This window comes from Pseudomonas sp. HN2 (genome assembly GCF_020736465.1).
Lineage (GTDB): Bacteria > Pseudomonadota > Gammaproteobacteria > Pseudomonadales > Pseudomonadaceae > Aquipseudomonas > Aquipseudomonas moraviensis_A.
Map to the genome: position 1 here is coordinate 5,438,306 of NZ_CP085885.1, position 26,877 is coordinate 5,465,182.

Annotated in this window: 25 protein-coding genes; 8 read left to right on the forward strand and 17 right to left on the reverse strand. The window is 61.1% G+C overall.

Annotation, left to right across the window (positions count from 1 at the left end; all coding sequences use genetic code 11):
- Positions 1-5: 5 nt before the first annotated feature.
- The 5 genes from LIS66_RS24225 (at position 6) to coq7 (ending at position 4,087) form a co-directional block, all read left to right on the forward strand.
- Complete coding sequence (locus LIS66_RS24225; RefSeq protein WP_065616570.1) at positions 6-974, forward strand: NAD(P)H-dependent flavin oxidoreductase; 969 nt, start codon at positions 6-8, stop codon at positions 972-974.
- 78 nt (positions 975-1,052) lie between these two features.
- On the forward strand, positions 1,053-2,000 hold the full coding sequence (locus LIS66_RS24230; RefSeq protein ID WP_227973177.1) for a DUF805 domain-containing protein: 948 nt from the start codon (positions 1,053-1,055) through the stop codon (positions 1,998-2,000).
- Between the two features lie 61 nt (positions 2,001-2,061).
- The gene (locus LIS66_RS24235) at positions 2,062-2,850 is read left to right on the forward strand and encodes an SDR family NAD(P)-dependent oxidoreductase (RefSeq protein WP_042610440.1); all 789 of its coding nucleotides are present in this window, start codon (positions 2,062-2,064) and stop codon (positions 2,848-2,850) included.
- 56 nt (positions 2,851-2,906) lie between these two features.
- Positions 2,907-3,245, forward strand: a complete 339-nt coding sequence (locus tag LIS66_RS24240; RefSeq protein WP_016772924.1) for a histidine triad nucleotide-binding protein — start codon at positions 2,907-2,909, stop codon at positions 3,243-3,245.
- Positions 3,246-3,439: 194 nt separating this feature from the next.
- Positions 3,440-4,087 carry a 2-polyprenyl-3-methyl-6-methoxy-1,4-benzoquinone monooxygenase gene (gene coq7, locus LIS66_RS24245; RefSeq protein WP_065616568.1) on the forward strand — a complete coding sequence of 216 codons (648 nt, stop codon included), beginning with the start codon at positions 3,440-3,442 and terminating at the stop codon, positions 4,085-4,087.
- 118 nt (positions 4,088-4,205) lie between these two features.
- Here the strand turns inward: coq7 and speD are convergent, their stop codons facing one another.
- Positions 4,206-5,000: an adenosylmethionine decarboxylase gene (gene speD, locus LIS66_RS24250; protein ID WP_024014530.1), complete on the reverse strand. Its 795-nt coding sequence runs from the start codon at positions 4,998-5,000 to the stop codon at positions 4,206-4,208.
- 237 nt (positions 5,001-5,237) lie between these two features.
- Positions 5,238-5,660 (reverse strand): OsmC family protein, encoded by a 423-nt coding sequence (locus tag LIS66_RS24255; protein ID WP_016772921.1) that lies wholly within the window; start codon positions 5,658-5,660, stop codon positions 5,238-5,240.
- 235 nt (positions 5,661-5,895) lie between these two features.
- Here LIS66_RS24255 and crp point away from each other — a divergent pair, with 235 nt between their 5' ends.
- Positions 5,896-6,540 carry a cAMP-activated global transcriptional regulator CRP gene (crp, locus tag LIS66_RS24260; RefSeq protein ID WP_042610435.1) on the forward strand — a complete coding sequence of 215 codons (645 nt, stop codon included), beginning with the start codon at positions 5,896-5,898 and terminating at the stop codon, positions 6,538-6,540.
- Between the two features lie 9 nt (positions 6,541-6,549).
- On the opposite strand, the gene LIS66_RS24265 is transcribed toward crp, so the two are convergent.
- From LIS66_RS24265 to LIS66_RS24280, 4 genes are all read right to left on the reverse strand, one after another.
- Positions 6,550-7,251, reverse strand: a complete 702-nt coding sequence (locus tag LIS66_RS24265) for a lipoate--protein ligase family protein (protein ID WP_227973178.1) — start codon at positions 7,249-7,251, stop codon at positions 6,550-6,552.
- Positions 7,252-7,377: 126 nt separating this feature from the next.
- Positions 7,378-8,217 carry an indole-3-glycerol phosphate synthase TrpC gene (trpC, locus tag LIS66_RS24270; RefSeq protein ID WP_064365387.1) on the reverse strand — a complete coding sequence of 280 codons (840 nt, stop codon included), beginning with the start codon at positions 8,215-8,217 and terminating at the stop codon, positions 7,378-7,380.
- Positions 8,214-9,263, reverse strand: a complete 1,050-nt coding sequence (gene trpD / locus LIS66_RS24275; RefSeq protein ID WP_064365388.1) for an anthranilate phosphoribosyltransferase — start codon at positions 9,261-9,263, stop codon at positions 8,214-8,216. The genes trpC and trpD overlap by 4 nt, the downstream gene beginning before the upstream one ends.
- Before the next feature lie 9 nt (positions 9,264-9,272).
- Complete coding sequence (locus LIS66_RS24280; RefSeq protein WP_227973179.1) at positions 9,273-9,866, reverse strand: aminodeoxychorismate/anthranilate synthase component II; 594 nt, start codon at positions 9,864-9,866, stop codon at positions 9,273-9,275.
- 405 nt (positions 9,867-10,271) lie between these two features.
- Between LIS66_RS24280 and estP the strand changes: the two genes are divergently transcribed.
- A complete protein-coding gene (estP, locus tag LIS66_RS24285) occupies positions 10,272-12,179 on the forward strand; it encodes an esterase EstP (RefSeq protein ID WP_227973180.1) in 1,908 nt (635 codons plus the stop codon).
- A gap of 173 nt (positions 12,180-12,352) precedes the next feature.
- Here estP and trpE read toward each other — a convergent pair whose 3' ends face one another.
- The 10 genes from trpE to LIS66_RS24335 form a co-directional block, all read right to left on the reverse strand.
- The gene (gene trpE, locus LIS66_RS24290) at positions 12,353-13,834 is read right to left on the reverse strand and encodes an anthranilate synthase component I (protein WP_227973181.1); all 1,482 of its coding nucleotides are present in this window, start codon (positions 13,832-13,834) and stop codon (positions 12,353-12,355) included.
- 70 nt (positions 13,835-13,904) lie between these two features.
- Entirely contained in the window at positions 13,905-14,723 is an 819-nt protein-coding gene (locus LIS66_RS24295; protein WP_041476686.1) for a phosphoglycolate phosphatase, read from the reverse strand.
- Entirely contained in the window at positions 14,720-15,394 is a 675-nt protein-coding gene (gene rpe, locus LIS66_RS24300; RefSeq protein ID WP_007918813.1) for a ribulose-phosphate 3-epimerase, read from the reverse strand. The genes LIS66_RS24295 and rpe overlap by 4 nt, the downstream gene beginning before the upstream one ends.
- Before the next feature lie 114 nt (positions 15,395-15,508).
- Positions 15,509-16,657, reverse strand: a complete 1,149-nt coding sequence (locus LIS66_RS24305; RefSeq protein ID WP_083353687.1) for an iron-containing alcohol dehydrogenase — start codon at positions 16,655-16,657, stop codon at positions 15,509-15,511.
- Positions 16,658-16,937: 280 nt separating this feature from the next.
- Positions 16,938-17,762: an ABC transporter permease gene (locus LIS66_RS24310; protein WP_042610426.1), complete on the reverse strand. Its 825-nt coding sequence runs from the start codon at positions 17,760-17,762 to the stop codon at positions 16,938-16,940.
- A 12-nt stretch (positions 17,763-17,774) separates the two neighbouring features.
- Positions 17,775-19,022, reverse strand: a complete 1,248-nt coding sequence (locus LIS66_RS24315) for an ABC transporter permease (RefSeq protein ID WP_227973182.1) — start codon at positions 19,020-19,022, stop codon at positions 17,775-17,777.
- A 224-nt stretch (positions 19,023-19,246) separates the two neighbouring features.
- Complete coding sequence (locus LIS66_RS24320; protein WP_227973183.1) at positions 19,247-20,290, reverse strand: ABC transporter substrate-binding protein; 1,044 nt, start codon at positions 20,288-20,290, stop codon at positions 19,247-19,249.
- Positions 20,291-20,350: 60 nt separating this feature from the next.
- Complete coding sequence (locus LIS66_RS24325; protein WP_042610424.1) at positions 20,351-21,475, reverse strand: ABC transporter ATP-binding protein; 1,125 nt, start codon at positions 21,473-21,475, stop codon at positions 20,351-20,353.
- Positions 21,476-21,810: 335 nt separating this feature from the next.
- Positions 21,811-22,440: a response regulator transcription factor gene (locus LIS66_RS24330; RefSeq protein ID WP_003228820.1), complete on the reverse strand. Its 630-nt coding sequence runs from the start codon at positions 22,438-22,440 to the stop codon at positions 21,811-21,813.
- Between the two features lie 116 nt (positions 22,441-22,556).
- Entirely contained in the window at positions 22,557-24,953 is a 2,397-nt protein-coding gene (locus LIS66_RS24335) for a PAS domain S-box protein (RefSeq protein ID WP_227973184.1), read from the reverse strand.
- A gap of 73 nt (positions 24,954-25,026) precedes the next feature.
- Between LIS66_RS24335 and LIS66_RS24340 the strand changes: the two genes are divergently transcribed.
- Positions 25,027-26,013: an alpha/beta hydrolase family protein gene (locus LIS66_RS24340; protein ID WP_227973185.1), complete on the forward strand. Its 987-nt coding sequence runs from the start codon at positions 25,027-25,029 to the stop codon at positions 26,011-26,013.
- A gap of 96 nt (positions 26,014-26,109) precedes the next feature.
- Here the strand turns inward: LIS66_RS24340 and LIS66_RS24345 are convergent, their stop codons facing one another.
- Positions 26,110-26,877, reverse strand: a complete 768-nt coding sequence (locus tag LIS66_RS24345) for a TerB family tellurite resistance protein (protein WP_042610124.1) — start codon at positions 26,875-26,877, stop codon at positions 26,110-26,112.

Consider the following 26,877-nt stretch of genomic DNA (forward strand, 5'->3'; position numbering starts at 1 on the left):
TCTCAATGTCGCTGCCCGCTCTGCTCGAACAACGCCTGCGTCTGCCCGTGGTGGCGGCGCCGATGTTTCTGATTTCCAATCCGGAGCTGGTGCTCGCCTGCTGCCGCAACGGCGTGGTCGGCAGCTTTCCGGCGCTGAACCAGCGCGAGAGCAGCGGATTCAAGGCCTGGCTGGAACAGATCGAGGCGGGCTTGGCGACGCTGGATAATCCGGCCCCTTATGCCGTGAACCTGATTGTTCACCACAGCAACCCGCGCCTGCAGGCGGATCTGGACATCTGCGTCGAGCACAAGGTACCGATTGTCATCACCAGCCTCGGCGCGGTGAAGGAACTGGTCGACGCGGTGCACAGCTATGGCGGCCTGGTGTTTCACGACGTGACCACGCGGCGCCATGCCGAGAAAGCCGCTGAAGCCGGGGTCGACGGACTGATTGCCGTCGCAGCCGGTGCCGGTGGGCATGCCGGCACCTGGAGTCCGTTTGCGCTGATTGCCGAAATCCGCGAGTTTTTCGACAAGACGCTGTTGCTTGCAGGATGTTTGAACCACGGCCATGAGATTCTCGCCGCGCAGCTGCTCGGCGCGGATTTGGCCTACTTCGGTACGCGATTTATCGGCACCACCGAAAGTCACGCGCCTGACGCCTACAAAGACATGCTGCTGACAGCCAAGGCTGCCGACATCATTCATACTCCAGCGGTGTCGGGAGTGCCGGCCAGCTTCATGCGCCAGAGCCTGGAAGCGGCCGGTTTCGACATGGCAGCGCTACAAGGCAAGGGCGAGGTGAATTTCGGCGACAAGCTCAAGCCCATCAATGATGAGGCCAAAGCCTGGAAGACCGTGTGGTCGGCGGGCCAGGGTGTTGGCCAGATTGACGATCTGCCAAGCGTGGACCAGTTGATTGCGCGGCTGGACGCGGAATATCGTCAAGCCCAAACGCGCGCTGCACAGCTGCCACAACGCTGGCCGCGCTGAGAGATACCCGGCCAGTCACTATCAGGCTGGCCTCGACTTGATACCTGCAAACCCAATCGCGACAAGGATGCCTCGGCCATGAGCGAACCCCGTTACAAGATCGTCTTCGACGGCGCGCTGCAACCCGGCGTCGACCTCACTACTGCCAAACTGAATCTGGCGGATCTGTTCAAAAGCGATGTGGCCGCCATCGAGCGCCTGTTCAGTGGCCGCGCCGTCGCCCTCAAACGGGATTTATCCCACAGCGATGCCCAGACGTATCTGCAAGCGTTGAGCAAAACCGGGATCGATGCGCGGATCGAAGCGGAAACTGCCATTGAGCTGAGTCTGGCAGATGTCCACGATAACCCTGCAGCGGTGGCCGAACCGGACTCGCCCTACGCCCCGCCACGCGCGAACGTCGGAGAAAGCCTGCCAGCGTTCGCCACGCTCAAGCCATTCAGTGTCGAAGGCCGGATCGGTCGCCTGCGCTTTCTGGCCTGGACCATGGTCTTGAGTCTGGTGGCCCTGCCCATCGTCGGCGTGTTCGCCTTGATTGCGTTGGGACTGGTCAGCGGCGACTCGACAACCGGCCTGATTTTCGGCGGGATTCTGGCCGTCTTCCTGTTTATTGGCTTCATGATCGTCAGCATTCTGTTCAGCGTTCAGCGCCTGCACGATATCGGCTGGTCAGGCTGGCTGTGGTTGCTGAATCTGGTGCCGTTCGTGGGCAGCTTCTTCCCACTGGTGATCATGGTCGTCCCCGGCAATACCGGCGCCAACCGCTATGGCCCGCCGCCGCCGCCCAACAGCACAGCGGTCAAAGTGCTGTGCTCATTGTGGATCGTGTTCTTCGCGCTGATTTTTGCCGGCGGCCTCCTCGGTGGCTTCTCCGCTGTGCAAGAGGAGTACGAAAGCAATCTGGAAAGCAGTTATGACAGCGGCTCGGTGACCACCGACGAAGTTGAGGTCGTCGAACCGCCAGCGATTTCCGCCGACGAGGCAGCCGAACCGGCGCAGGCCCCTGTAGACTCTGTGCAAGAATGAACAGCGCTCCTCGCCGTGACAACCGCGTCGCCGGCGCGGAGCTGTTGCGATGGAGAACTGCATGACCCGTTACGCTCTGATCACTGGCGCCTCCAGCGGCATCGGCCTGGCCATGGCCGAAGCGCTGGCCCGGCGTGGCCGCAGCCTGATTCTGGTGGCACGACAGCGTGATCAGCTGGAAAGCATCGCCATCGAGCTGACCCAGCGCTTCGATGTCGAAGTGTTGTTTCGTGCCTGCGACCTCGGCGAACCGTTGCGCCTGTCCGGCTTTTTGCTGGAGCTCGAAGAAGGTGACCGGCAGATCGATCTGCTGGTCAACTGCGCCGGTATCGGCACGTGCGGCCCGTTTCTCGCGCAGGACTGGATGACCGAACAGGACCTCATCGAGGTCAACATCCTGGCCCTCACTCGCCTTTGCCATGCGGTCGGCAACAGCATGGCGCTACTGGGTGGCGGGCAGATTCTGAACGTCGCCTCGGTGGCCGCTTACAGCCCCGGCCCATGGATGAGCACTTACTACGCCAGCAAAGCCTACGTGCTGCACTTTTCCGAAGCCCTGCGCGTCGAGCTCAAACAAAGCGGCGTGAAAGTCTCGGTGCTGTGCCCTGGCCCGACACGTACGCCGTTCTTCCGTACCGCACAAATGAGCAGCGAAAAGATCGAAAGCAGCAACTCGCTGATGAGTCCGGAAGAGGTCGCGCTGCATGCCGTGCGTGCACTGGATAAAAATCGCGCAATCATCATTCCGGGACGACGCAACCGCTGGCTGGCGTTCCTGCCGCGGCTGGGTTCGCGCTGGCTTAACCGGACGATTGTCGGCATGGTCAACAAAGCTTACTGCCCCCGCTAGGAAGACGACTTCGAAGCGGTACACTCGATTCAGCCCAACTCAACGGAGAAACAGCAGTGGATACTCTGTTCACCAAGATCATCAACCGGGAAATCCCGGCCAATATCATTTACGAGGACGACCAGGTTCTGGCCTTCCACGACATCGCCCCACAAGCTCCGGTGCACTTTCTGGTAATCCCGAAAAAACCGGTGCGCACGCTCAATGACCTGACCGAAGACGACAAGGCGCTGGCCGGGCACATCCTGTTCACTGCGCAGCGTCTGGCGCTGGAACTGGGTTGCGAAGAGGGCTTTCGCGTGGTGATGAACTGCAATGAACTTGGCGGGCAGACTGTCTATCACATTCATATGCACGTGCTGGGGCAGCGTCAGATGAACTGGCCGCCGGGCTGATTGGCGACAACCGACTGTGGGAGCGAGCCTGCTCGCGAAGGCGTCGATACATTCAACACTTCAGTATCCGATAATCCGCTTTCGCGAGCAGGCTCGCTCCCACAAAGAGCAAAATCAGCAGCCAATGACCCAGCGCAAACCCTCGCCGGCCGATTCGGTTAAACTGGCCGCCGAGATTCTTCCCGGAGGTCAGCATGACTACCCAACGTCACTACTCGCCCATAGACCGTCTTCTGCTGCAAGCCGATGCCGCGATGCGCACGCTGTTGCCCTTCAGTGGCCAGCCGTACCGTCCATCGCCAGCGATTCTGCAGCCGGACACGCAGATGAGCGACGAAGACACCCGCCACGTCGCCGGCCTGATGCGCATCAACCACACCGGTGAAGTCTGCGCCCAGGCGCTGTACCAGGGCCAAGCACTGACCGCCAAGTTGCCGCAAGTACGCCAAGCCATGGAGCACGCGGCGGAAGAAGAGATCGATCATCTGGTCTGGTGCGAGCAGCGCATTCACCAACTGGGTAGCCACACCAGCGTGCTGAATCCACTGTTTTACGGCATGTCGTTCGGCATCGGCGCGGTCGCCGGACTGATCAGCGACAAGGTCAGTCTTGGTTTCGTCGCGGCGACCGAGCATCAGGTGTGCAAGCACCTGAATGAGCATCTGGAGCAATTGCCGGCCGAGGACGAGAAGTCCCGGGCGATTCTCGAGCAGATGCGCATCGATGAACAACATCACGCGGAAAGTGCTTTGGATGCGGGCGGGTTTCGTTTTCCGGCGCCGGTGAAGTTCGGGATGAGCCTGTTGGCGAAAGTGATGACCAAGAGTACCTATCGGATTTGAGATCTGGGTCGATGCTGATGGCCTCATCGCGAGCAGACTCACCCTTACAGGGCTCCGTATTGCAGCAATAAAAAAGGCGACTGCCGTGAGGGAGTCGCCTTTTTTGTGTCCGGGAATCTTAGGTCGGCATGTTTCGCGCGTAGAAGATTTCCAGCATTTCGTGTTTCACACGGTCGGTCACCTGGGCACGTTGCTCGGGCGAAAGATTGCTGGTGGCGTCGCCGAACAGGTAGTTGTCCAGTTCGAAGTTCTTCAACAGCATCTTGGTGTGGAACAGGTTTTCCTGGTACACGTTCACGTCGGTCATCTGGTACGCGTCGCGGGTGTCTTCGGAGAGGTAGTTCTGGATCGAGTTGATTTCGTGGTCGATGAAGTGCTTGTTGCCTTCAACGTCACGGGTGAAGCCGCGCACACGGTAATCCACGGTCACGATGTCCGAATCGAACTGGTGAATGAGGAAGTTGAGCGCTTTGAGCGGTGAAATGACACCACAGGTCGACACGTCGATATCCACACGGAAGGTCGCAATACCATCGTCCGGATGGATTTCCGGGTAGGTGTGTACCGTGATGTGGCTCTTGTCGAGGTGGGCCAGAATGATTTCGGGCAACGGGCCCGGCGATTCTTCGATCTGGCTGTCAGTCGGGGTTACCGGCTCTTCCGAAATCAGAATCGTGACGCTGGCGCCCTGGGGTTCATAGTCCTGACTGGCGATGTTCAGGATGTTGGCACCAATGATCTCGACAACTTCTGTGAGAATCTGCGTCAGGCGTTTCGCGTTGTACTCTTGATTGATGTACTCGACGTAAGCCTGCTGGTCTTGCGGGGTTTCCGCGTAGCAGATGTCATAGATGTTGAAGCTCAAGGTCTTTGTCAGGTTATTGAACCCGTGGAGCTTGAGTTTGCTTTTCACCGTTAAAAACTCTCTATGTATGCGGCGCGGCCGCGTGATCAAGCATGCCCGTCAAGTGCGAACAACGCACCTGCGTAGGACGGTTAACACCTCTTCGCGATGGCGATTTTGGTTATCTGTTCAGGCGGATGACCTGTCGGCTGACCGATCACTGCCCTGAAAAAAGTGGCGCATTATGCAGACGTCAGCAGGGGATCGCCAGAGTCTGCACTGCTTTTATGATAGTTGAATGTCGGTTCAACCGAGTTCAACGATTTCATAGTCGTGGGTAATCGCCACCCCAGCCGCGCCGAGCATGATCGACGCGGAGCAATACTTCTCGGCCGACAGCTCGATGGCGCGCTTGACCTGGGCTTCTTTCAGGCCCCGGCCCTTGACTACGAAGTGCATGTGGATCTTGGTAAAGACCTTGGGATCTTCAGTCGCGCGCTCGGCGTCGAGGAAGGCTTCGCAGCTTTCAACGGCCTGTCGCGACTTCTTCAGGATGCTGACCACGTCGAAGTTGCTGCACCCGCCGACACCCAGCAAGAGCATCTCCATCGGGCGAACCCCGAGGTTACGGCCACCGGCGTCCGGCGGACCGTCCATCACCACGACATGACCGCTGCCCGATTCGCCGAGGAACATGGCTTCGCCAGCCCATTGGATGCGTGCCTTCATCGCCCAGACTCCACTGTAAAAAAAGGGTCGCCAGCTTAGCACAGGGCTTTGTCCCGGCAGGAGCGACGTCCTAGGACGGATGCTGTCTGGTTGTAGGTAATTTCTCGAATTTTCGACGAAGTGTCTGGTAAGCTGGCGCCAATTCGCTGGCGCCCATTCGTCAGCCCTGTAGCGACCGCCTTCAGCGCCTCATAAAAACTCAAACATCACCGTGCAGTCTTTTCGGGATACAACCATGGTTGCTATTACCCCCACACCCAAAATCAAGAACATCGACAAGCTGCTGATGCATTGCCAGCGCCGGCGTCATGCGGCAAAGAGCAACATCATCTGCGCCGGCGATCGCTCGGACACGCTGTACTTCATCATCAAGGGCTCGGTCACTATCCTCATCGAAGACGACGATGGTCGCGAGATGATCATCGCGTACCTGAACGCCGGGGATTTCTTCGGCGAACTGGGCCTGTTCGAACAAGCCGGCCACGAACAGGAACGCAGCGCCTGGGTGCGAGCCAAGGTCGAGTGCGAAACCGCGGAGATCAGTTACGCCAAGTTCCGCGAACTGTCGCAGCAGGACCCAGACATTCTTTACGCACTCAGCGGACAAATCGCACAACGCCTGCGCAACACCACGCGCAAAGTCGGCGACCTGGCGTTTTTCGACGTCACCGGTCGAGTCGCTCGGTGCCTGCTGGAACTGTGCAAACAGCCGGACGCCATGACGCACCCGGATGGCATGCAGATCAAAGTCACCCGCCAGGAAATCGGTCGGATCGTCGGTTGTTCGCGAGAGATGGTCGGCCGCGTGCTCAAGGATCTTGAAGAACGCAACCTGGTCGACGTGAAGGGCAAGACCATGGTGGTCTTCGGGACACGCTAAGCCTGCAAATCAGGCGCTGTAGATCTGCGCCAGCATCAAACGAAACAGCTCATCGAGACGCGCCAGCGCTTGTGGCGCGTTGAATTTCTCATGCAAGGCGATATGGCTTTGCGCCCTCACCCGTTGCTCCAGCCCGCAGGCTTCATTGAAGCGATTGACCGCGGCGACCATCGACTCGCGCTCGTCATCCATCAGCATCGCCCCGTGCACCAGACCCACCGGACGTTGTCCGCCCTGGCTCTGACGCCAGCGCTGGGCGGTGCCGACCATCTTGCGGCCGTCGAGATTGACGTTGAAGCGGCCATCGCAGAATGCACCGTCGATTTCCCCCACCGACGATGTACCACCCAACTCATCCAGCAACTGACAGATCGGATCGCACAGGCGACGATAGCCGGTTTCGATGCGGTTCAAGTCGCCTTCGCTGCGAGGCGGGGCATAGACCAAAGCAATGTTGATGGTCGCAGCAGATTGCGGCACCGGCTCGCCGCCGGTTTCTCGCAGCAGCACCGGCCAGCCGGCGGCAGCGGAGACTTCGCACGCGTGGTCGAATTGCGGGAGACGGTTGAGGCGGCGCGGCATGACCAGCGCGCGGTCGGTGGGTTGCCAGAACAGCAGACCGAATTCGGCGTCGCCGGCGCAGACCGAGGCCAACAAGTCCTGTTCGGCTTGCAGGCCGGATTCGATGGTCAGGGGGGTTGGCAGCGACATGGGGGGGCTCCGGCAGATTGAATCTCTTTAGCGGAATTCAGGGCCTCTTCGCGAGCAGGCTCGCTCCCACACTGGAATGCATTTCCCTGTGGGAGCGAAGCCTGCTCGCGAATGAGGGCGACTCGGTCAGTCGAGGGTCGAACCGCTGACGACTGGACCGCCCCGCTCCGGGAAGAACAAGCGCTGCAATTCAACGCCCGGGTTTTCCGCGCGCATGAACGCTTCGCCGACCAGGAACGAATACACATCGCTGATTTCCATCAGCTCGACGTCGGCCCGATTGAGGATGCCGCTCTCGGTAATCACCAGGCGATCGCGCGGGATGCGCGGCAGCAGGTCGAGAGTGGTTTCCAGGCTAACGTCAAAGGTGTGCAGGTTGCGGTTGTTGACGCCAACCAGCGGCGTGTCGAGGGTCTTCAGCGCGCGTTCCAGTTCGTCACCGTCGTGCACTTCCACCAAGACGTCGAGACCGACGCCCTTGGCCACGGCGGCCAGTTCGGCCATTTTCACGTCGTCGAGCGCGGAGACGATCAGGAGCACGCAATCGGCGCCAAGCGCGCGGGCTTCAACGATCTGGTACGGATCGATCATGAAGTCCTTGCGGATCACCGGCAGCTTGCACGCAGCGCGTGCCTGTTGCAGATACGCATCGGCGCCCTGGAAGTAATCGATGTCGGTCAGCACCGACAGGCAAGTCGCCCCGCCCTTTTCGTAGCTCTTGGCGATGTCGGCCGGCACGAAGTCTTCGCGGATCACGCCTTTGCTCGGCGAGGCCTTTTTGATTTCAGCAATCACTGCCGGCTGTTTCTTCTTCGCTTGCGCCAGCAATGCCTGGGCAAAACCACGGGGTGCATCGGCCGCCTTGGCCAGACCTTCCAGCTCGCTCAGGCTGACCCGAGCGCTGCGCTCGGCGACTTCCTCAACCTTGCGCGCCAGAATGTTTTCCAGAACCGTCGGTACACTCATCCTTCATTCTCCACTTTGAATACCGCGGTAAAGGCACCCAGCTCCTCGAGTTTTTCCCGAGCGAGGCCGGTGTGCAGCGCGTCGTGCGCCAGCTCCACACCTTGTTTCAGACTGCTTGCCAGGTCGGCGGCATACAGCGCCGCACCGGCATTGAGCACAATCATCTCGGCCGCTTTCTGGCCGTTTTCGGTTTTGCGCTTGCCGAGGGCATCGCGGATCAGCGCCAGCGATGCTTCCGGGCCCTCGACCGAGAGGCCGTGCAGACTCTGGCTCTTCATGCCGAGGTCTTCCGGTTCGACCCAATACTCAGTGATTTCGTTGTTTTTCAGTTCGGCGACAAAGGTCGGCGCGGCGAGGCTGAATTCATCCAGACCGTCCTTCGAATGCACCACCAGCACGTGTTTGCTGCCCAGTCGCTGCAAGACTTCGGCCAATGGCCGGCACAGCGCCTGAGTAAACACGCCTACCACTTGATGTTTCACACCGGCCGGATTCGTAAGCGGGCCGAGCATGTTGAACAGCGTGCGCAGGCCGAGTTCGCGGCGCGGGCCGGCGGCGTACTTCATCGCTTTGTGGTGAGTCTGGGCAAACATGAAACCGATACCGACGTTGTCGATGCAGCGCGCGACCTGTACCGGGGTGAGGTTCAGGTAAATGCCGGCAGCCTCCAGCAGATCAGCGCTGCCGCTCTTGCCGGAGACTGCGCGGTTGCCGTGCTTGGCCACGGTGCAACCGGCCGCTGCAACAACAAAGGAAGACGCGGTCGAGACGTTGAAGATGTTCGCACCGTCACCGCCGGTGCCGACCACATCGACCACGCCGTCGAGGGTTTTCAGCTCGACCTGATCGGCCAGCTCACGCATCACCGACACGGCGCCGACGATCTCGTCGATGCTCTCGCTCTTCATGCGCATGGCCATCATGAACGCGCCGATCTGCGCTTCGGTGCACTGGCCGGTCATGATTTCGCGCATCACATCGCGCATTTCATCGGTACTGAGGTCGAGGTGATCGACGATACGGCTCAGGGCTGTCTTGATATTCATGGGAAGTCCTTAGCGCGTGCCGCCGGTTTGTTTGAGGAAATTGGCAAACAGTTCATGACCCTGCTCGGTGAGGATCGACTCGGGGTGGAACTGTACGCCCTCGATGTTCAGGGTCTTGTGACGCAGGCCCATGATTTCGTCGACCGAGCCGTCGTCGTATTGGGTCCACGCGGTCAGTTCCAGGCAATCGGGCAGGCTCTCGTGCTTGACGATCAGCGAGTGATAGCGGGTAACGGTGAGCGGATGATTGAGGCCGGCAAACACGCCCTTGTCCTCGTGGAATACCGGGCTAGTCTTACCGTGCATGACCTGGCGGGCACGCACCACATCACCGCCGAAGGCCTGGCCGATGGACTGGTGGCCCAGGCACACGCCGAGGATCGGCAGTTTGCCGGCGAAGTGCTTGATCGCGTCAATGGAAACGCCCGCCTCGGTGGGCGTGCACGGCCCGGGGGAAACCACGATGCGCTCGGGATTCAGCGCTTCGATTTCGGCGATGGTCAGTTCGTCGTTGCGCACCACTTTGACTTCGGCACCCAGCTCGCCGAGGTATTGCACAACGTTGTAGGTAAAGGAGTCGTAGTTGTCGATCATCAGCAACATGGCGTTTCGAACCTCTTGAATTCTGACTTGATGACAGCCTTCAGATGACTTGCCCGCAGGGCGCTGCGCGATGTCAGACGCGCAGAGAGCGCCAGCAGCGGCGTTTCAAACAGACAAGGAAGGCAAAGCGATACAGATCCGGCGGGGCCGGCAGAGAAGATTCAGGCGCGCCAACGCCAGCGGGCGTGTGCCTTGATGACTTGATCCAGAAGTTTGCTGGTGATCAACACGGGGAAGGTCTCGTTCATACGTTCCGGCACAGTAACTTAGCTGGGCGGAGCGTGCAATATGGCGGGGCCTGCGGGTTATGAAACGGCAGAAGGATTCGCGACCGATGGCAAAACGCCGAACGTTTTTGGTACTGTCGTTTCGTTCACCTACAACAATAAATAAACGGACTTGCTCATGATCAGACAAACGTTGTTTGTACCGCTGGCCGGCTGCTTGCTCGCACTCGCCTGCGCCCAGGCCAACGCAGCACCCAACCCTTATTCAAGCTTCATCGTATTCGGCGACAGCCTCAACGACGCCGGGACCTTCGCCGACACGGGCGGCCCGGCGGGCTCCACCGAGCGCTACACCAACCGCACCGGGCCGGTATATCGGGATGGCAGCGGCGAAGTTTATTCATTGAATTCCACACAGTTGCTTGGCGGTCGCCTGGGCTTTTCCGCCGACCAGACTGCCTCGTCCAGCTCCGCGGTGCGCGCGGCAAACGGCCAGCCCGACGGCAACAACTGGGCTGTCGGCGGCTATCGCACTGACCAGATTCTCGACTCGATCACCACCCAATCGGCCACCGGCGAACGCACCCGCGCCGGTTACCTGCCGTCGAACGGTTTTCGCGCCGACCCGAATGCGCTGTATTACATTTCCGGTGGCGGCAACGACTTCCTTCAGGGCCGCATTCTCAGCCTGCCCCAAGCCAACGCCGCTGCCGATCGGCTGGCCGACAGCGTGCAGAGTCTGCAGAGCGCCGGCGCCAAATACGTGATGGTCTGGCTGCTGCCCGACGTGGGCCTGACACCTGCCATCAATGGCACGCCGCTGCAAGCGTTCAGCAGCACCCTCGCCAACCAGTTCAACAGCCAGTTGGTGACGCGCCTGCAAGGCATCAACGCCGAAGTCATTCCGCTGAACATTCCGGTGCTGCTCTCGGAAGTCTTCGCCGACCCGGGGCGCTTCGGTCTGGCCACTGACCAGAACCTCACCGCGACCTGCTTCAGTGGCAGTGGCTGCCCGGAAAACGCCCGCTACGGGATCAACAGTGCCACGCCGGACCCGACCAAGCTGATCTACAACGATGGCGTGCACCCGACCGAATCCGGGCAGAAACTCATCGCCGATTACGCCTACTCTCTACTGGCAGCGCCGTGGGAACTGAGCCTGTTGCCGGAAATGGCCCGCGGCACTGTGCGCGCGCATCAGGATGAATTGCGCAACCAATGGCAGGCAGACTGGGAGAACTGGCAAGCGGTCGGCCAATGGCGTGCGATTGTCTCGGCCGGCGGACAGCATCTGGATGTCGACAGCCAGAGCAGCGGCGCCAGCGCCGATGGCAGCGGTTACAACCTCAACGTCGGCGGCAGCTATCGCCTGAACGAAGCCTGGCGCGTGGGCGTGGCGGCCGGTTTGTACCGGCAGAATCTCGAGGCCGGCCACAACGACTCCGACTACAAACTCAACAGCTACATGGCCACCGCGTTCGCCCAGTTCCAGCAGAATCGCTGGTGGGCCGACGCCGCGCTGACCGGCGGCAAACTCGACTACGACAATCTCAAGCGCAAGTTCGACCTGGGCGCCAGCGAGGGTGCGGAGAAAGGCGATACCGACGGCAGCCTGTGGGCGTTCAGCACGCGCCTCGGTTATGACATTGCCCAACCCGGCAGCCAATGGCACCTGTCGCCATTTGTCAGCGCCGATTACGCCAGTGTCGATGTCGACGGTTACTCGGAAAAGAGCAATCGCGCCACGGCGTTGACCTTCGATGACCAGAGCCGCGATTCGAAACGTCTGGGTCTGGGCATTCAGGGCAAGTACAACTTCACCGCGCAAACGCAGGTGTACGGCGAATACGCGCATGAGCGTGAATACGAAGATGACGTGCAGAAGGTCAACATCGCCCTCAACACCCTGCCGGCCAATGACTTCACCCTTGAAGGCTATACACCGGCAAGTCACCTGAACCGCTTGAGCCTTGGCGTCAGTCACAAGCTGACGGCGGATCTGGCGCTGCGTGGGGGGTATACGTTGCGCAAGGACGATGACTTCAAACAGCAGGGACTGAATGTCGGGGTTGTGCTGGATTTCTGAGTGATGGATGCAAAAAAAAGCGGCGCCCTGACAGGCGCCGCTTTTTTATTGCCGTACACAGATCAGATGTAGGAGTGAGCCTGCTCGCGATAGCGAATCAACATTCAACAAATTTGCTGACTGACACACCGCTATCGCGAGCAGGCTCACTCCTACAAGGGTTTGGTGGTGGCTCAAATTTCCGGGGTCTGCTCGGCCAGGGCCACGGCGCGGAACATCGCGCGGCGTTTGTTCAGGGTTTCTTCCCACTCCAGCGCCGGCACCGAGTCGGCGACGATGCCGCCACCGGCCTGCACATGCAGCTCGCCGTTCTTGATCACAGCGGTACGAATGGCAATGGCGGTGTCCATGTTGCCGTTCCAGGCAAAGTAACCGACCGCGCCGCCATATACCCCACGTTTGACCGGCTCGAGTTCGTCGATGATTTCCATCGCGCGAATTTTCGGCGCGCCGGACAAAGTCCCCGCCGGCAGAATCGCCCGCAGTGCGTCCATGGCCGTCAGGCCCGACTTCAACTGGCCGGTGACGTTGGAGACGATGTGCATGACGTTGGAATAACGCTCGATGACCATTTTCTCGGTGAGCTTCACCGAACCGATTTCCGAGACGCGCCCGGTGTCGTTGCGGCCCAGATCGATCAGCATCAAGTGCTCGGCGATCTCCTTGTCATCCGAGAGCAGATCCTGCTCCAGCGCCACATCGGCTTCTTCAGTCGCACCGCGTGGACGCGTGCCGGCAATCGGGCGCACGGTGATCAGGTTGTCTTCAACGCGCACCAGCACTTCCGGCGAACTGCCGACGACATGGAAATCGCCGAAGTTGAAGAAGTACATATACGGAGTCGGGTTGAAGCACCGCAGGGCGCGGTACAGATCGATCGGCGCAGCCTTGAAGTCGATCGACATACGCTGCGACGGCACGACCTGCATGCAGTCGCCGGCAAGGATGTATTCCTTGATGGTGTCGACGGCTTTTTCGTAATCGTCCTGAGTGAAGCTCGAACGGAACACCGGATCGGCCGATTGCTGTTTGCTGAAATCCAGGCCACGACGCGGGGTGATCGGCTGACGCAGTTGCTCGAGCAACTCCTGCAAACGCGCCTGGCCTTGCTCGAAGGCATCGGCCTGGGCAGGGTCGGCAAGGACAATCGCGTGCATCTTGCCGGCCAGGTTGTCGAACACCACGACGGCGTCGGACACCATCAGCAGAATGTCCGGCACGCCCAACGGATCCGGGTTCGGACACTTGCCCAGACGCTTCTCGACATAGCGCACGCAGTCGTAACCGAAGTAACCGACCAGGCCACCGTTGAAACGCGGCAGACCGGCGATGGTCGGCACGTTGTAGCGCGCCTTGAAGGCTTCGACGAAGGCCAGCGGATCTTCAACATCGTGGCTTTCAGTCTCGACGCCATCAACGGTGATGCTGATGTGATGGTCGTGCACCCGCAGCACGGTGCGGCACGGCAGACCGATGATCGAGTAACGGCCCCACTTCTCGCCGCCCTGCACCGATTCGAGCAGGTAGGAGTTGGGCTGGTCAGCCAGTTTCAGGTAGATCGACAGCGGCGTGTCGAAGTCGGCCAGGGTTTCGCAGGCCAGCGGGATGCGGTTATAGCCGTCAGCGGCCAGACGCAGGAATTCTTCGCGAATCATAAGGTGCCTCGTGGTGTGAGGTGCAATCAGTCAGTCAGGCAAACACGCCGGCAGGGCCGGCCAGAATCAGTCAGGCGCGCCAACGCCAGCGGGCCAGGGCCTTGATGACTTTCATCCAGAGTTTGCGGGTGACCACCACGATGGCGTTTCCAGAAGGGGGTTGAACAGCGTCGGGCAACGTTATCCCACCGGCCAGATCCAGGCAACCGGGAATTAGTTTGCGCAAATCGTCGATCACCAGTGCCGGCGATTCCTCGGCAATCGGCCGGCCATGGTTGTAGCCGTAACTGAGCGCCACACATTTGACCCCCGCCGCTTTCGCCGCCTGCACATCGCTGCGCGAGTCGCCGACGAACAACGATTGCGAGGCCGGAATGTTGGCCATTTTCATCACGAAAAACAGCGCCGCCGGGTCAGGCTTCTTCTGCGGCAGGGTATCGCCACCGATGATCCACTTGAAGTAGCGGCCGATCTTCATCTGATCGAGCAGCGGCGCGACGAACCGCTCGGGCTTGTTGGTGATCAGCGCCATGGCCACGCCTTGCTTGTGCAGCCACTTGAGCGTGTCGCGCACACCGGGATAGACCACGGTCAGCTCATGGCTGGCGCCGTACGCCTCCATGAAAATTTCCAATGCGCGCTCGGCTTCAGCGTCATCCACCGCCGAATGATCGATGCCACCCGCCAAGGCCCGACGCACCAGCACCGGCGCGCCATTGCCGACCCATTCGCGCACCGCCTCGATACCCGCCGGCGGACGACCGAGGGAGAGCAGCATGGTGTCCACCGCCGCTGCCAGGTCGGGAACCGAATCGATCAGCGTGCCATCCAGATCGAACATCACCAACCGTGGCAATTGCCCCGGGAACAGCTGCTCAAAACCGCTCATGGGCGCGCCAGTGCCAGTTCGGAACGCATCTTGTCGATGACTTCCTGATAGTTCGGCGCATTGAAAATGGCCGAGCCGGCGACAAAGGTGTCAGCGCCGGCGGCGGCGATTTCGCGGATGTTGTTGACGTTGACGCCGCCGTCGATTTCCAGACGGATATCGCGCCCCGAAGCGTCGATGATCGCCCGCGCTTCACGCAGTTTGTCGAGGGTGCCGGGAATGAACTTCTGCCCGCCGAAGCCCGGGTTGACGCTCATCAGCAGGACCATGTCGACCTTGTCGATCACGTACTTGAGCACGTCCAGCGGGGTCGCCGGGTTGAACACCAGGCCGGATTTGCAACCGCCTTCACGGATCAGTTGCAACGAGCGATCAACGTGCAGCGTGGCTTCCGGGTGGAAGGTGATGTAGGTCGCGCCGGCTTCGATGAAGTCGCCAACGATGCGGTCCACCGGGCTGACCATCAGGTGCGCGTCGATCGGCGCGGTGACGCCGTACTTGCGCAGTGCTGCGCAAACCATCGGACCGATCGTCAGGTTCGGCACGTAGTGGTTGTCCATGACGTCGAAATGGACGAAGTCGGCGCCGGCGGCGAGAACGTTGTCCACTTCCTCGCCGAGGCGGGCGAAGTCGGCGGAGAGGATCGACGGAGCAATTACGAAGGGCTGCATGACGCACCTGTGCTGAGCTAAATCACGATGGCGCGCATTGTATACCTCAAGTTTCCACGCGCGCACCGGGACCGCGATGATTGGGTTGCGCCATGAGCCCCAAGCGACTGCAACTCAGTAGGCCGCGCGATAGATCTTCTCGATGTCGCCGGCGCTGAGTTGGCGCGGGTTGTTGCGCATCAGTCGCTCAATGCCGGCGGCCTCTACGGCCATGGCCGGGATCGCTTCTTCCGGCACGCCGAAACTGCGCAACCCGGCAGGAATTTCCACCGCCGCGCACAAATCGCTCATGGCCTGCACGGCTTTGTCCGCTGCTTCGCTGGCACTCAGATGAGCGGTCTTCACGCCCATGGCTTCGGCAATATCCTGCATGCGTTCGACGCAGGCCATTTTGTTCCAGGTCATCACATAGGGCAGCAACAAGGCGTTGCTGACGCCGTGGGCAATATTGAAACGCCCGCCCAGCGGATACGCCAGCGCATGCACCGCGCCGACCCCGGCATTGCCGAACGCCATGCCGGCCATCAGGCTGGCGGTGGCCATATCTTCGCGCGCTTGCAGGTTGGCGCCATTGGCGTAGGCCTTGGGCAAGGCGCCGGCGATCAGTTTGATCGCGCCAATGGCGAGGGAGTCGGTGATCGGCGAGGCATTCACCGACAGATAGGATTCGATGGCGTGCACCAGTGCATCGACGCCGCTGGCGGCGGTGACACTGCGCGGACAGGTCAGGGTCATTTGCGGACTGACCAGCGCCACGTCCGGCAACAGATAGTCGCTGACAATGCCTTTCTTCAACTGCGCGACCTTGTCGGAGAGGATCGCCACGTTGGTGACTTCGGAACCGGTGCCAGCGGTAGTCGGGATGGCGATCAGCGGCGGGCCCTTGCGCGGCACCTGATCAACGCCGAACAGGTCTTCCAGCGCGCCGTGATAACCGGCGTAGGCGGCGACGCTCTTGGCGATGTCGATGGCGCTGCCACCGCCGAGGCCGATCAAACCGTCATGCCCGCCCTCACGGTAGGCGCGCATGCAGTCTTCGACGATGGCGATTTCCGGGTCGGGCAGCACCCGGTCGAAAATCTCGTAGTCGCGCCCGCCGAGTTGCACCAGCGCCAGCTCGACGGTGCCGGATTTGACCAGCGCCGCGTCGGTAACGATCAGTGGGTTGTCGACATCAAGGCGCGTGAGCTCCGCCGCCAGTTGTTCGATGGCTGCGGCGCCGGTGATCAGTTTGTGAGCGATTTTGAACTGGGACAGACTCATGGTGCGCAGCCTCTTATAGATGTGGGAGCTGGGCACAAGATTAGCTGGGGATTTGGGGTTGTCTGCTATTCAGGTGGTGAATGGTTGACCGGTAAAAGATCAAGAGCCCCTCACCCTAACCCTCTCCCGGAGGGAGAGGGGACTGACCGAGTTGTACTCTCGAAGTACATCGACCTGAATTACCGAGTCGAACTCCGGCCGCGAAAGCCACGAAGATCTGCTCCCTTCCCCCTCGCCCCCTTGGGGGAGAGGGCTGGGGTGAGGGGGTGGCTTTTGATCTTTAGATCTGAGCGGTGCGCAGTTTCTCGCTACGCCCGCGCAACCATTCCAGGGTCAGCAGCAGGATGACGGAGAAGGCAATCAGCAACGTCGCCGCCGCCGCAATCGTCGGGCTGAGGTTCTCGCGAATCCCGCTGAACATCTGCCGTGGCAACGTCGCCTGCTCGGGACCTGCGAGAAACAGCGTCACCACCACTTCGTCAAACGATGTCGCAAAGGCAAACAGCGCCCCGGAAATCACCCCGGGCGCAATCAGCGGCAAGGTCACACGGCGGAACGCGGTGAGCGGCGACGCCCCCAGGCTGGCCGCCGCGCGCACCAGATTGTGATTGAAGCCCTGCAACGTCGCCGACACGGTGATGATCACAAACGGCACACCCAATACCGCATGCACCACGATCAGCGAAAAGAAGCTGTTGCCCAGCCCCAGCGGCGCGAAGAACAGATAGCTCGCCACACCGATGATCACCACCGGCACCACCATCGGCGAAATCACCAGCGCCATCACCAGCGATTTGCCGGGGAAGTCGCCCCGGGTCAGGCCGATCGCCGCCAGGGTGCCGAAGATCATCGCCAGCACGGTCGCGGCCGGGGCGACGATGATGCTGTTCTTCAGCGCACGCATCCATTCCGCCGAGGCGAAGAAGTCGTGGTACCACTGCAGCGAGAAACCCTGCAGCGGATAGACCAGGAAACTTCCCGAGTTGAACGACAGCGGCACGATCACCAGCACCGGCAGGATCAGGAACAACAGGATCAGGCCGCAGAGGATCCGCAGGCTGTAGAACCACACCCGTTCGATGGGTGACATGTAAGGACTCAGCATCGCAAATTCCCCTTAGCTCAGGCGCAGGCGACTGGCGCCGACCAGCCAGCTGTAGATCAGATAAAGCACCACGGTTGCCAGCAACAGCAGACCGCCGAGCGCGGTGGCCATGCCCCAGTTGATGCTGGTGTTGGTGTAGAAAGCGACGAAGTAGCTGACCATTTGGTCGTTCGGGCTGCCGAGCAGCGCCGGCGTAATGTAGTAGCCGATGGCGAGGATGAACACCAACAGGCAGCCGGCGCCGACACCGGCGTAGGTCTGCGGGAAGTACACGCGCCAGAAACTGGCGAACGGATGACAGCCGAGAGAAATCGCCGCGCGCATGTAGGTTGGCGAGATGCCCTTCATCACGCTGTAGATCGGCAGAATCATGAACGGCAGCAGGATGTGCACCATCGAGATGTACACGCCGGTGCGGTTGAACACCAGTTCCAGCGGTTTATCGATGATGCCCATGGCCAGCAGCGCGCTGTTGATCAGGCCGCCGGATTGCAGCAGCACGATCCACGCCGCGACCCGCACCAGAATCGAGGTCCAGAACGGCAGCAGCACCAGAATCATCAACAGGTTGCTCTGCCGCGAAGGCAGGTTCGCCAGCAGGTAGGCCAGTGGATAGGCGAGCAACAGGCAGATCACAGTGATGACCAGGCCCATCCAGAAGGTACGGGCGAAGATGTCGAGGTAGATCGCCTGATCCGGGGTGGCCGGGGCCAGTTCGCCCAGGTCGTCGATGCGGTGATCGACTGCCGCCAACAGGTAATACGGAGTGATGCTACTGGTGTTGCGTTTCACCGCTTGCCAGTAGGCCGGGTCGCCCCAACGCTCGTCGAGCGCTTCCAGGGCTTCTTTATAGGAGGCCGGTTCGCTGGCGAACGGCAGCGCCCGGGCGGTTTTGGTCAGCAGGCTGCGATAGCCGGCCAACTCCATGTTCAAGCGCTTGGACAGATCGCCCAGTGTCTGGTTTTTGCGTGCTTCGGCGAGGTCTTCGCTGGCCGCCTTGTACACCGGCTCGGCAGGCAGGCCGCGGCCGTCCCAACTGGCGATGGCAGTGACCGTGCGCGGCATGCCGCCAACCACTTCCGGGTTGCCGACGCTTTTATAGAGCAGCGCCACGATCGGCACCAGAAACACCAGCAGCAGGAACAGCACCAGCGGCGCAATCAGCGCCTGGGCCTTCCAGCGGTTGACCCGCTCGGCGCGCTTGAGCTTCTGCTTCAAGGTGGGGCTGGCGCCCTCGGTCAGGGGAACGGCGATGGCCATGACGTACTCCGCAAATCTTTGATCGTTACAGAGGTGGCGAACCGCCGCTGTTGTGTTGAACCACCACGCTGAGGATGGCGGCCCCTGTGGCGAGCGAGCTTGCTCGTGCTGGGCTGCGAAGCGGCCCCAAAATCGGGTTGGCACTGCCAATTTTGTGAGTGCTGGGCACGCAAGCGGGAGCAAGCTCCCTCGCCACAGGAGTTCTCATCCAGTTTTGAGCTGGGTTATTTCGCCGCCCAGGAATTGAAGCGCTGTTCCAGTTGTTCGCCGTTGTCAGCCCAGAAGCTGACGTCGATCTGCACCTGGTTGGCGATGTTTTCCGGGGTGGTCGGCATGTCTTTCAGGACATCCTTGGCCAGCAGCGGCACGGCCTGGGTGTTGGCCGGGCCGTAGGCGATGTTTTCCGAGTAGGTCTTCTGCTGCTGCGGCTGTACCGAGAAAGCGATGAATTTCTTCGCCGCTTCCGCGCGCTTGGCGTCCAGACCTTTCGGAATGGCCCAGGCATCGAAGTCGTAGATGCCGCCGTTCCATACCACTTTCAGATTGGATTCTTTCTGCACCGCCGCGATGCGACCGTTGTAGGCCGAGCTCATGACCACGTCACCGGAAGCGAGGTACTGCGGCGGCTGTGCGCCGGCTTCCCACCACTGAATGCTTGGCTTGAGCTCATCGAGTTTCTTGAAGGCGCGATCCTGTCCGCCCTTGCTCGCCAGCTCTTTGTAGACGTCTTTCGGCGCCACGCCATCGGCCATCAGCGCAAATTCGAGGGTGTACTTGGCGCCTTTGCGCAGGCCACGCTTGCCGGGGAATTTCTTGGTGTCCCAGAAATCCGCCCAACTGGTCGGTGCAGTTTTCAGCTTGTCAGCGTTGTAAGCCAATACGGTCGACCAAACGAAGAAGCCCACGCCGCAAGGCTGAATCGCGCCTTTGACGTAGTCTTCGCTCTTGCCGAACAGCGCCGGGTCGAGTTGCTCGAACATGTCTTCGTCGCAACCACGGGACAATTCTGGCGATTCAACTTCGACCAGGTCCCAGGACACGCTCTTGGTGTCGACCATGGCTTTGACCTTGGCCATTTCGCCGTTGTATTCGCCGGCAACGATCTTGCCGTTGCCCGCCGCTTCCCACGGTGCATAGAAGGCTTTGACTTGCGCCGCCTTGTTCGCCCCGCCAAACGACACCACGGTCAAGTCCGGGCCGGCAGCCATCGCGCCGCTCGCACCCATCAGGCCCAGAGTCAGGGCGGTGAACTTCAGGGATCTCAACATTTATTGTTCTCTCCACGTGCAGGGTTGGTGTTGGTATTGCCGGGGCGCTTGGTGCGCCTCTTAATGCGCTTCTGAAAGCGGATCGAGCGCGCGTACGTGCTCGACCTGCCAGCCAAGCGGTACCACGTCACCGACACTGAGCGCAGGATCGAGCTCGGCAATCGGCTGTTTCACGAAGAAGTCGCTCTTGCCGCAGACTTCCAGGCGCACCCGAACGTGGTCGCCCAGATAGATGAATTCCGCCACCCTCCCTGAGAAGCGGTTGACACATTGATCGCTCGAACCATTGAGGCTGACGCGTTCCGGACGGATCGACAGGGTCACCGGCTCGCCGGTCTGGCCGACGTTGACTGCCAGCGCCTCGACCTTTTCGCCACGGCCCAACTCGACCACACAACGCTCGCCGCTCTGGCTGAGCAGGCGTCCGTTGAGACGGTTGTTCTCGCCGATGAAGTTGGCGACGAAAGTGTTCTTCGGCTCTTCATACAGCGTGCGTGGCGGCGCGATCTGCTGGATCTCGCCTTGATGGAACACGGCAACGCGGTCGGACATGGTCAGCGCTTCGCCCTGATCGTGGGTCACGTAGACCACGGTCACGCCGAGGCGCTGGTGCAGGTGCTTGATCTCCATCTGCATGTGTTCACGCAATTGCTTGTCGAGGGCGCCGAGGGGTTCGTCCATCAGCACCAGTTGCGGTTCGAACACCAGCGCGCGGGCCAATGCCACGCGCTGCTGCTGACCACCAGACAACTGCGCCGGATAGCGCGAAGCGAAGGCATCGAGCTGAACCATGCTGAGGACTTTCTTTACCCGCTCGCTGACATCGCTTTTGTTCAGGCCACGCACGGTCAGCGGAAACGCAAGGTTCTCTGCGACGGTCATGTGCGGGAACAGCGCGTAGTTCTGGAACACCATGCCGATGTCACGCTTGTGCGGCGGTACGTTGTTGATCGAACGCCCGGCGAGGAGGATTTCCCCGGCGGTCGGTGTTTCGAAACCGGCGAGCATCATCAGGCTGGTGGTCTTGCCGGAACCGGACGGCCCGAGCAGGGTGAGGAATTCGCCTTTGCGAATGTCCAGGTTGAGGTCTTTGACGATCAGGTTCTCGCCGTCGTAGCTCTTCTGCACACCACGAAAGCTGACCAGCACATCACTGGTCCCTGCGCTTGTATCGACCTGGCTCATACCCACACCCTTGCTGTTGATGACTGCTTGTTCATCAAGCCTAGTGGCTGGCGCCTGCCACGCAAATCGGGGCGCAGGAGAGAATCGCTTAAGCACAATGGAAGGTTGGGGGTAGGGATTGCCCTACAAGGATGGCGCTAATGGATAAAGCAGTGGCGAGCGGTGAGCTGCAAGCCGCAAGCAAGGGCGAAAGCGGCTGTCGCTAATGGATATGCCTGCACGCAGATCCATTGTAGGAGTGAGCCTGCTCGCGATAGCGGTGCATCAGTCACTGAATTGTTTTCAGGAAGGACGCTATCGCGAGCAGGCTCACTCCTACAGTTGATAGCGGTGGGTCAGAGAAGTTTGTGTTCCATCGCGTATTTCACCAGTTCCGCCAGCGAGGTGATGTTGAGCTTTTGCATCAGGCGCGCCTTGTGGGTGCTGATGGTCTTGCTGCTCAGGGCCAGTTGCTGGGCGATATCGTTGACGTTGGCACCTTGGGCCAGGCGTTCGAACACCGAGAACTCGCGTTCGGACAACAACGAATGCAGCGGCCGGGTATCGGTCAGGCCGACTTCGAAGACCATGCGGTCGGCCAGTTCCGGATCAATGTAGCGCCCACCCGCCGCGACCTTGCGGATCGCCGTAAGCAGCAGCGCCGGATCGCTGTCCTTGGTCGCATACCCGGCCGCGCCGACCTTCAATGCGCGTGCAGCCATTTGCGCTTCGTCGTGCATCGACAGCACCAGAATCGCCGGCGGATTGTTCAGCGCACGGATGCGCGGGATCGCTTCCAGGCCATTGACCCCGGGCATGGAGATGTCCAGCAGCACCACTTCGCACGGTACGCTGCGCAGGGTTTCCAGCAGTTGCTCGCCATTGCTCGCCTCCCCCACTACTTGCAGATCCTTGGCCAGGCCGATCAATTGCTTGATGCCCTCGCGGACGATGGTGTGGTCTTCGGCTACCAGTACACGGATCACGTTCTTCTCCTCAGCCAAAATATTTCGCGAGCAGGCTCGCTCCCACCTTGGAATGCATTCTCCCCCGGTGGGAGCGAGCCTGCTCGCGAAGGCGTCAGCACTCACAACACAAACCTTCAGACCTCACTCACCGGCACCCACACCTTAAGACTGGTGCCCTCCCCCGGCTCGCTCTCCAGCTCCAGCCGCCCGCCCATGATCAGCACCCGCTCACGCATGCCGACCAGGCCAAACGACGTCGGCCGATCTTCAGCGGTGACAAATCCCACGCCATCATCGCTGACGGTCAGACACAATTCATTGCCCGCAAGCGCCAGCGTCAATTCCACAGTATGCGCCTGAGCATGACGCATCACGTTGGTCAGCGCCTCCTGCAAAATCCGGAACAGCCCCACCGCTTTGGCATCGCTGAGCGCCGGCAGGTTGTCCGGCACCTGCACCAGACACGGAATCTGCGTGCGCGCCTCGAAGCGCCGCGCCTGCCACTCGATCGCCGAGGCAATCCCGGCATCGAGGATCGGCGGGCGCAACGCCGTCGCCACATCGCGCACCAGCTGAAATAGTTGTGCGATCAGGCGCTTCATGCTGTTGAGCCGTTCGTTCAGACCCGGATCGAGTTGCGCGTAGGCCAGTTCGCACATCGATGTCTCCAGTTTCAGCACGGTGAGCATCTGTCCCAACTCATCATGGACCTCGCGGGCGATGCGCGCCTTCTCTTCTTCGCGCACGCTCTCCAGGTGCGCCGACAATTCACGCAACTGCTCGCGCGAAGCCGCCAGTTCCAGCTCGATGCGTTTGCTTTCGCTGATGTCCCAGACGATGCCGTCCCACACGTAGGCGCCGTCCTCCAGTTGCCGGGTGATCGCCTTGATCTCGGCCCAGCGCTGCTCGCCCTGACGCGTGACGATGCGGCCCTGCCACGACCAGTCGCTGTCGGTGTCCAGTGCCTGATCCTGGGTGCGGTGATAACTGGCCTTGTCGTCGGGATGCACCAGACTGCGCAGGCCCATGTCGCGGTGAGCAATGGCCGCCGGCGCGTAGCCGACCAGCGTCTCGCTGCCCTCGCTGATGTAGGCAAAGTCGATCTGCCCGGTGACCGGCGCCCGCTCCAGCCGAAACACCAGGCCTGGGACGTTGGCGGCGATGCCTTGCAGGCGCGCTTCACTTTCCTGCAACGCGGCCAGTGCGCGGCGCCGATCGGTGACGTCGGTGAGGTAGACCACCAGATATTCACTGTCACGAAAGCGCAGAAAACTCAGGGACACATCCGCCGGCAACACGCTGCCGTCGGCACGCAGGCAACTGGTTTCGAAGCTCAGCGGCCCTTCTTCACTGGCCCGCGCACGCTTCCACAGATTGAGCCAGCGATCCATGTGCAGGCCGGGTTCGAAGTCGATCAGCGGCCGCTCGATCAGCCCGCCCGAGGGATAGCCGAGCATGTTTTCCGCTGCGCGGTTGGCGTAGCGCACATGGCTGTCCCAATTGACCCACAGAATGCCAACGGTGCTTTGGTCGATGGAAAACTGCGTCAGCCGCAGCGCTTCTTCACTGGCTGCGCGCAACGCGATGTCCTCGCGGGCGCTGAGCAGGCGCTGTTCGAGGCTGTGCTGTTGGCGTCGCTGCCAGACCACGATCGCCACGCAACTGAACAGCATCACGGCAAACAACAGGCTGAGGTTCTGCCAGAACCCCGGCGATTCGGCCAGCCGTGGGTATTTCGGTTGCAGCCACTGATTGTGCAGTTGTTCCAGATCCTTGGCCGGAATCGCACGCAAGGCGCTCTGGACGATGCCGGCCAGTTCCGGCCAATCCCGCCGTGACGCCACACGCAGCAATTGCGGCAGGCCGATATCGCCGACCACCACCAGTTCGGCGAACTCCGGCTCCACCGACAGGCGTCCCAACTGTGCTTCATCAACCACCGCGTAGGAGGCCTGCTGACTCAACAGCAACTGCAACGCCTGACGCTCCAGCGGCACGCCTTGCAGGTTCAGGTGCGGATAGTTGCTGCGCAGATAATCGGCGGTGCTGCTCGGCATGCGCACGGCGACGCGAGTCTGGCTGTCGAGTTTTTCCAGATCGACTGCGCCGCTGCTTTTCTGGTCGCTGACCACCAGCTGCGGCACGCGCATGTACGGGTCGGAAAATTGCCAGTGGCGCAGCGCGCCCGGCGTTTGACTCAGACCCGGGGCGATATCGATCTCACCCTCGCGCAACGCGCTTTCCAACTGCCCGAGGTCCTGGAAATTGCGCCAGCTCAGTTCCACGCCCAGGGTTCTGGCGAGCAGTTTCATCAACTCGACATTGGCCCCGGACAGGCGCTGCAGGCGCCGATCATAAGTCGCGTAGGGCGCCTGCAGGACCAGGCCGACGCGCAACTCATTGTGCTGCGCCAGCCATTGCTGCTGCTCTGGCGTCAGTTGCGCGGCATGGGCCGGTGGCGCAGGCGCCGCCCAGCCCATCAAGGGAAACCACAAACAGCCGATAACCCACAGGCAGCAAAATCGCTTCATTGAAGTCTCATACACTGACAAATTCTGACCAACCCATTAGGCTGCCGGGATACTTTCTGGCCTGGAATAACCGATGCCCTCTGTCTACCGCCTGGCACTGCCAGCATTGTGCCTGTCGCTGATCCTGCCCTGTGCGTTTTCCGTCGAAGCCGCCGACCCGGCGCCCGCCGCCACGGACAAGCCCGCCGAAGAAAAACCGGCCGAGCGCCAGCCACTGCTTGAGCGTAGTCAGGAAGAGGCGGCCGCACTGCAACGTAAACTGCCGGCGCAAGAGCAGCAACAGTTACAGGCTGGCAGCGAGACCTTCCTCGCCCTGTGGAAACCGGCCAACAGCGCCGAGCCCAAAGGTGCGGTGATCATCGTTCCCGGTGTTGGCGAAACCGCTGACTGGCCGCAGGCCGTCGGCCCGTTGCGGCGCCAATTGCCGGACGCCGGTTGGAGCAGCCTGAGCATCACCCTGCCCGATCTGCAAGGCGACGCCATCGCCCCACGCGTGATCGAACCGGCTGCGGCGCCGAAAGCCCCGGAAACCACGAGCAAAGACGCGACCACTGCGCAACCGATCGAACAAGCCGCTGGCGGTGAAGCGGAAGTTGCTGAACAGGTCGTGGCGCAAACCAGCGAAGAACAAGCCAAGGCCGATGCCGAACGCGTCTTCGGACGGATCGACGCAGCGATCGCCTACGCCGAACAGCAGAGCGCGCGCAGCATTGTCGTGCTCGGTCACGGCACCGGTGCCTACTGGGCGGCGCGTTTTCTCAGCGAGCGACAAACGCCTCAGGTGGAGAAACTGGTCATGGTTGACGCGCAAGCACCGGCCAAAGCCCTGCCGCCACTCGCCGAATTGACGCCGACGCTGAAGCTGCCGACGGCGGATATTTTCTATATGGACAAAGCCCTCGATCGCAACGCGGCGCTGGAGCGCATGCAGGCCAGCAAGCGCCTGAAGACCTCGGCGTTCAGCCAGGTCGCGTTGAAGGTGTTGCCGGACAAAAAGGCTGAGCAGGAACAGCTGGTTCGACGGGTGCGGGGCTGGTTGAATCCACAAAATACGGACTGATAAAAGCAAAAGATCGCAGCCTTCGGCAGCGCCTACAGGAAAATGCATTCCAAGGGTAGGAGCTGCCGAAGGCTGCGATCTTCTGATCTTCAAGGGTCAGCGAAAATCCCGCCGCTCCCGAATCAACGTATAGGCATTGTGCAATTCCCGCGTCCGCTCGGTCGCCTCACGCACCTGAGCCGGCGTCGCGCCGCTGCCGGCAATCTTGTCCGGGTGATGGCGACTGAGCAATCGCCGGTAAGCGCGCTTGATCTGCGCCGGCTCGCTGCTCGCCGACACCCCAAGCAACTTCATCGCCTCCTGATAACTCACCGCCGCACTGACAATCGGCCGCTTGCCCGGCTCGTAATCGCTGGCCAGCGCTTGCACCTGCTGCGACGTCCAGCCCAGCCACTTGCCCCACTGCGCCAGCAACTCGCGTTCGCTGACACCGGCGCGACCATCGGCCCAGACCATCCGCCAACAGGCGCGCAACACACCTTCGGTCGCATGCGGTTGCGAACTCAGACGGCGCAGATAACCGCGCAGATTGTCGCTGCCGGACTTGCCACGATTGAACGCAGCAATGGCCCGCCGTGTCGCCGGCTCGCTCATCTCCAATGCGCGCATTTCATTGCGCGCCTGCTGGATGTGCCCGTCCGTGACGCGCCCGTCGCTCTTGGCCAGACGCCCGAGCAAGACGAACAGCAGCTCATCGTTGCGCAGCATCGGCCGACCGCCGAGCTTTTCCCGCAAGTGTCCCCAGCTCTGCAGCTGCAGGCGCCGATCCAGCGCCTGCCCCAACAACGCTCCAAGCATGGCCCCCGGAATGCTGGCAATCGCGTACCCCACTCCGGCTCCAATCAGAGTCCCTGGCCACAACAT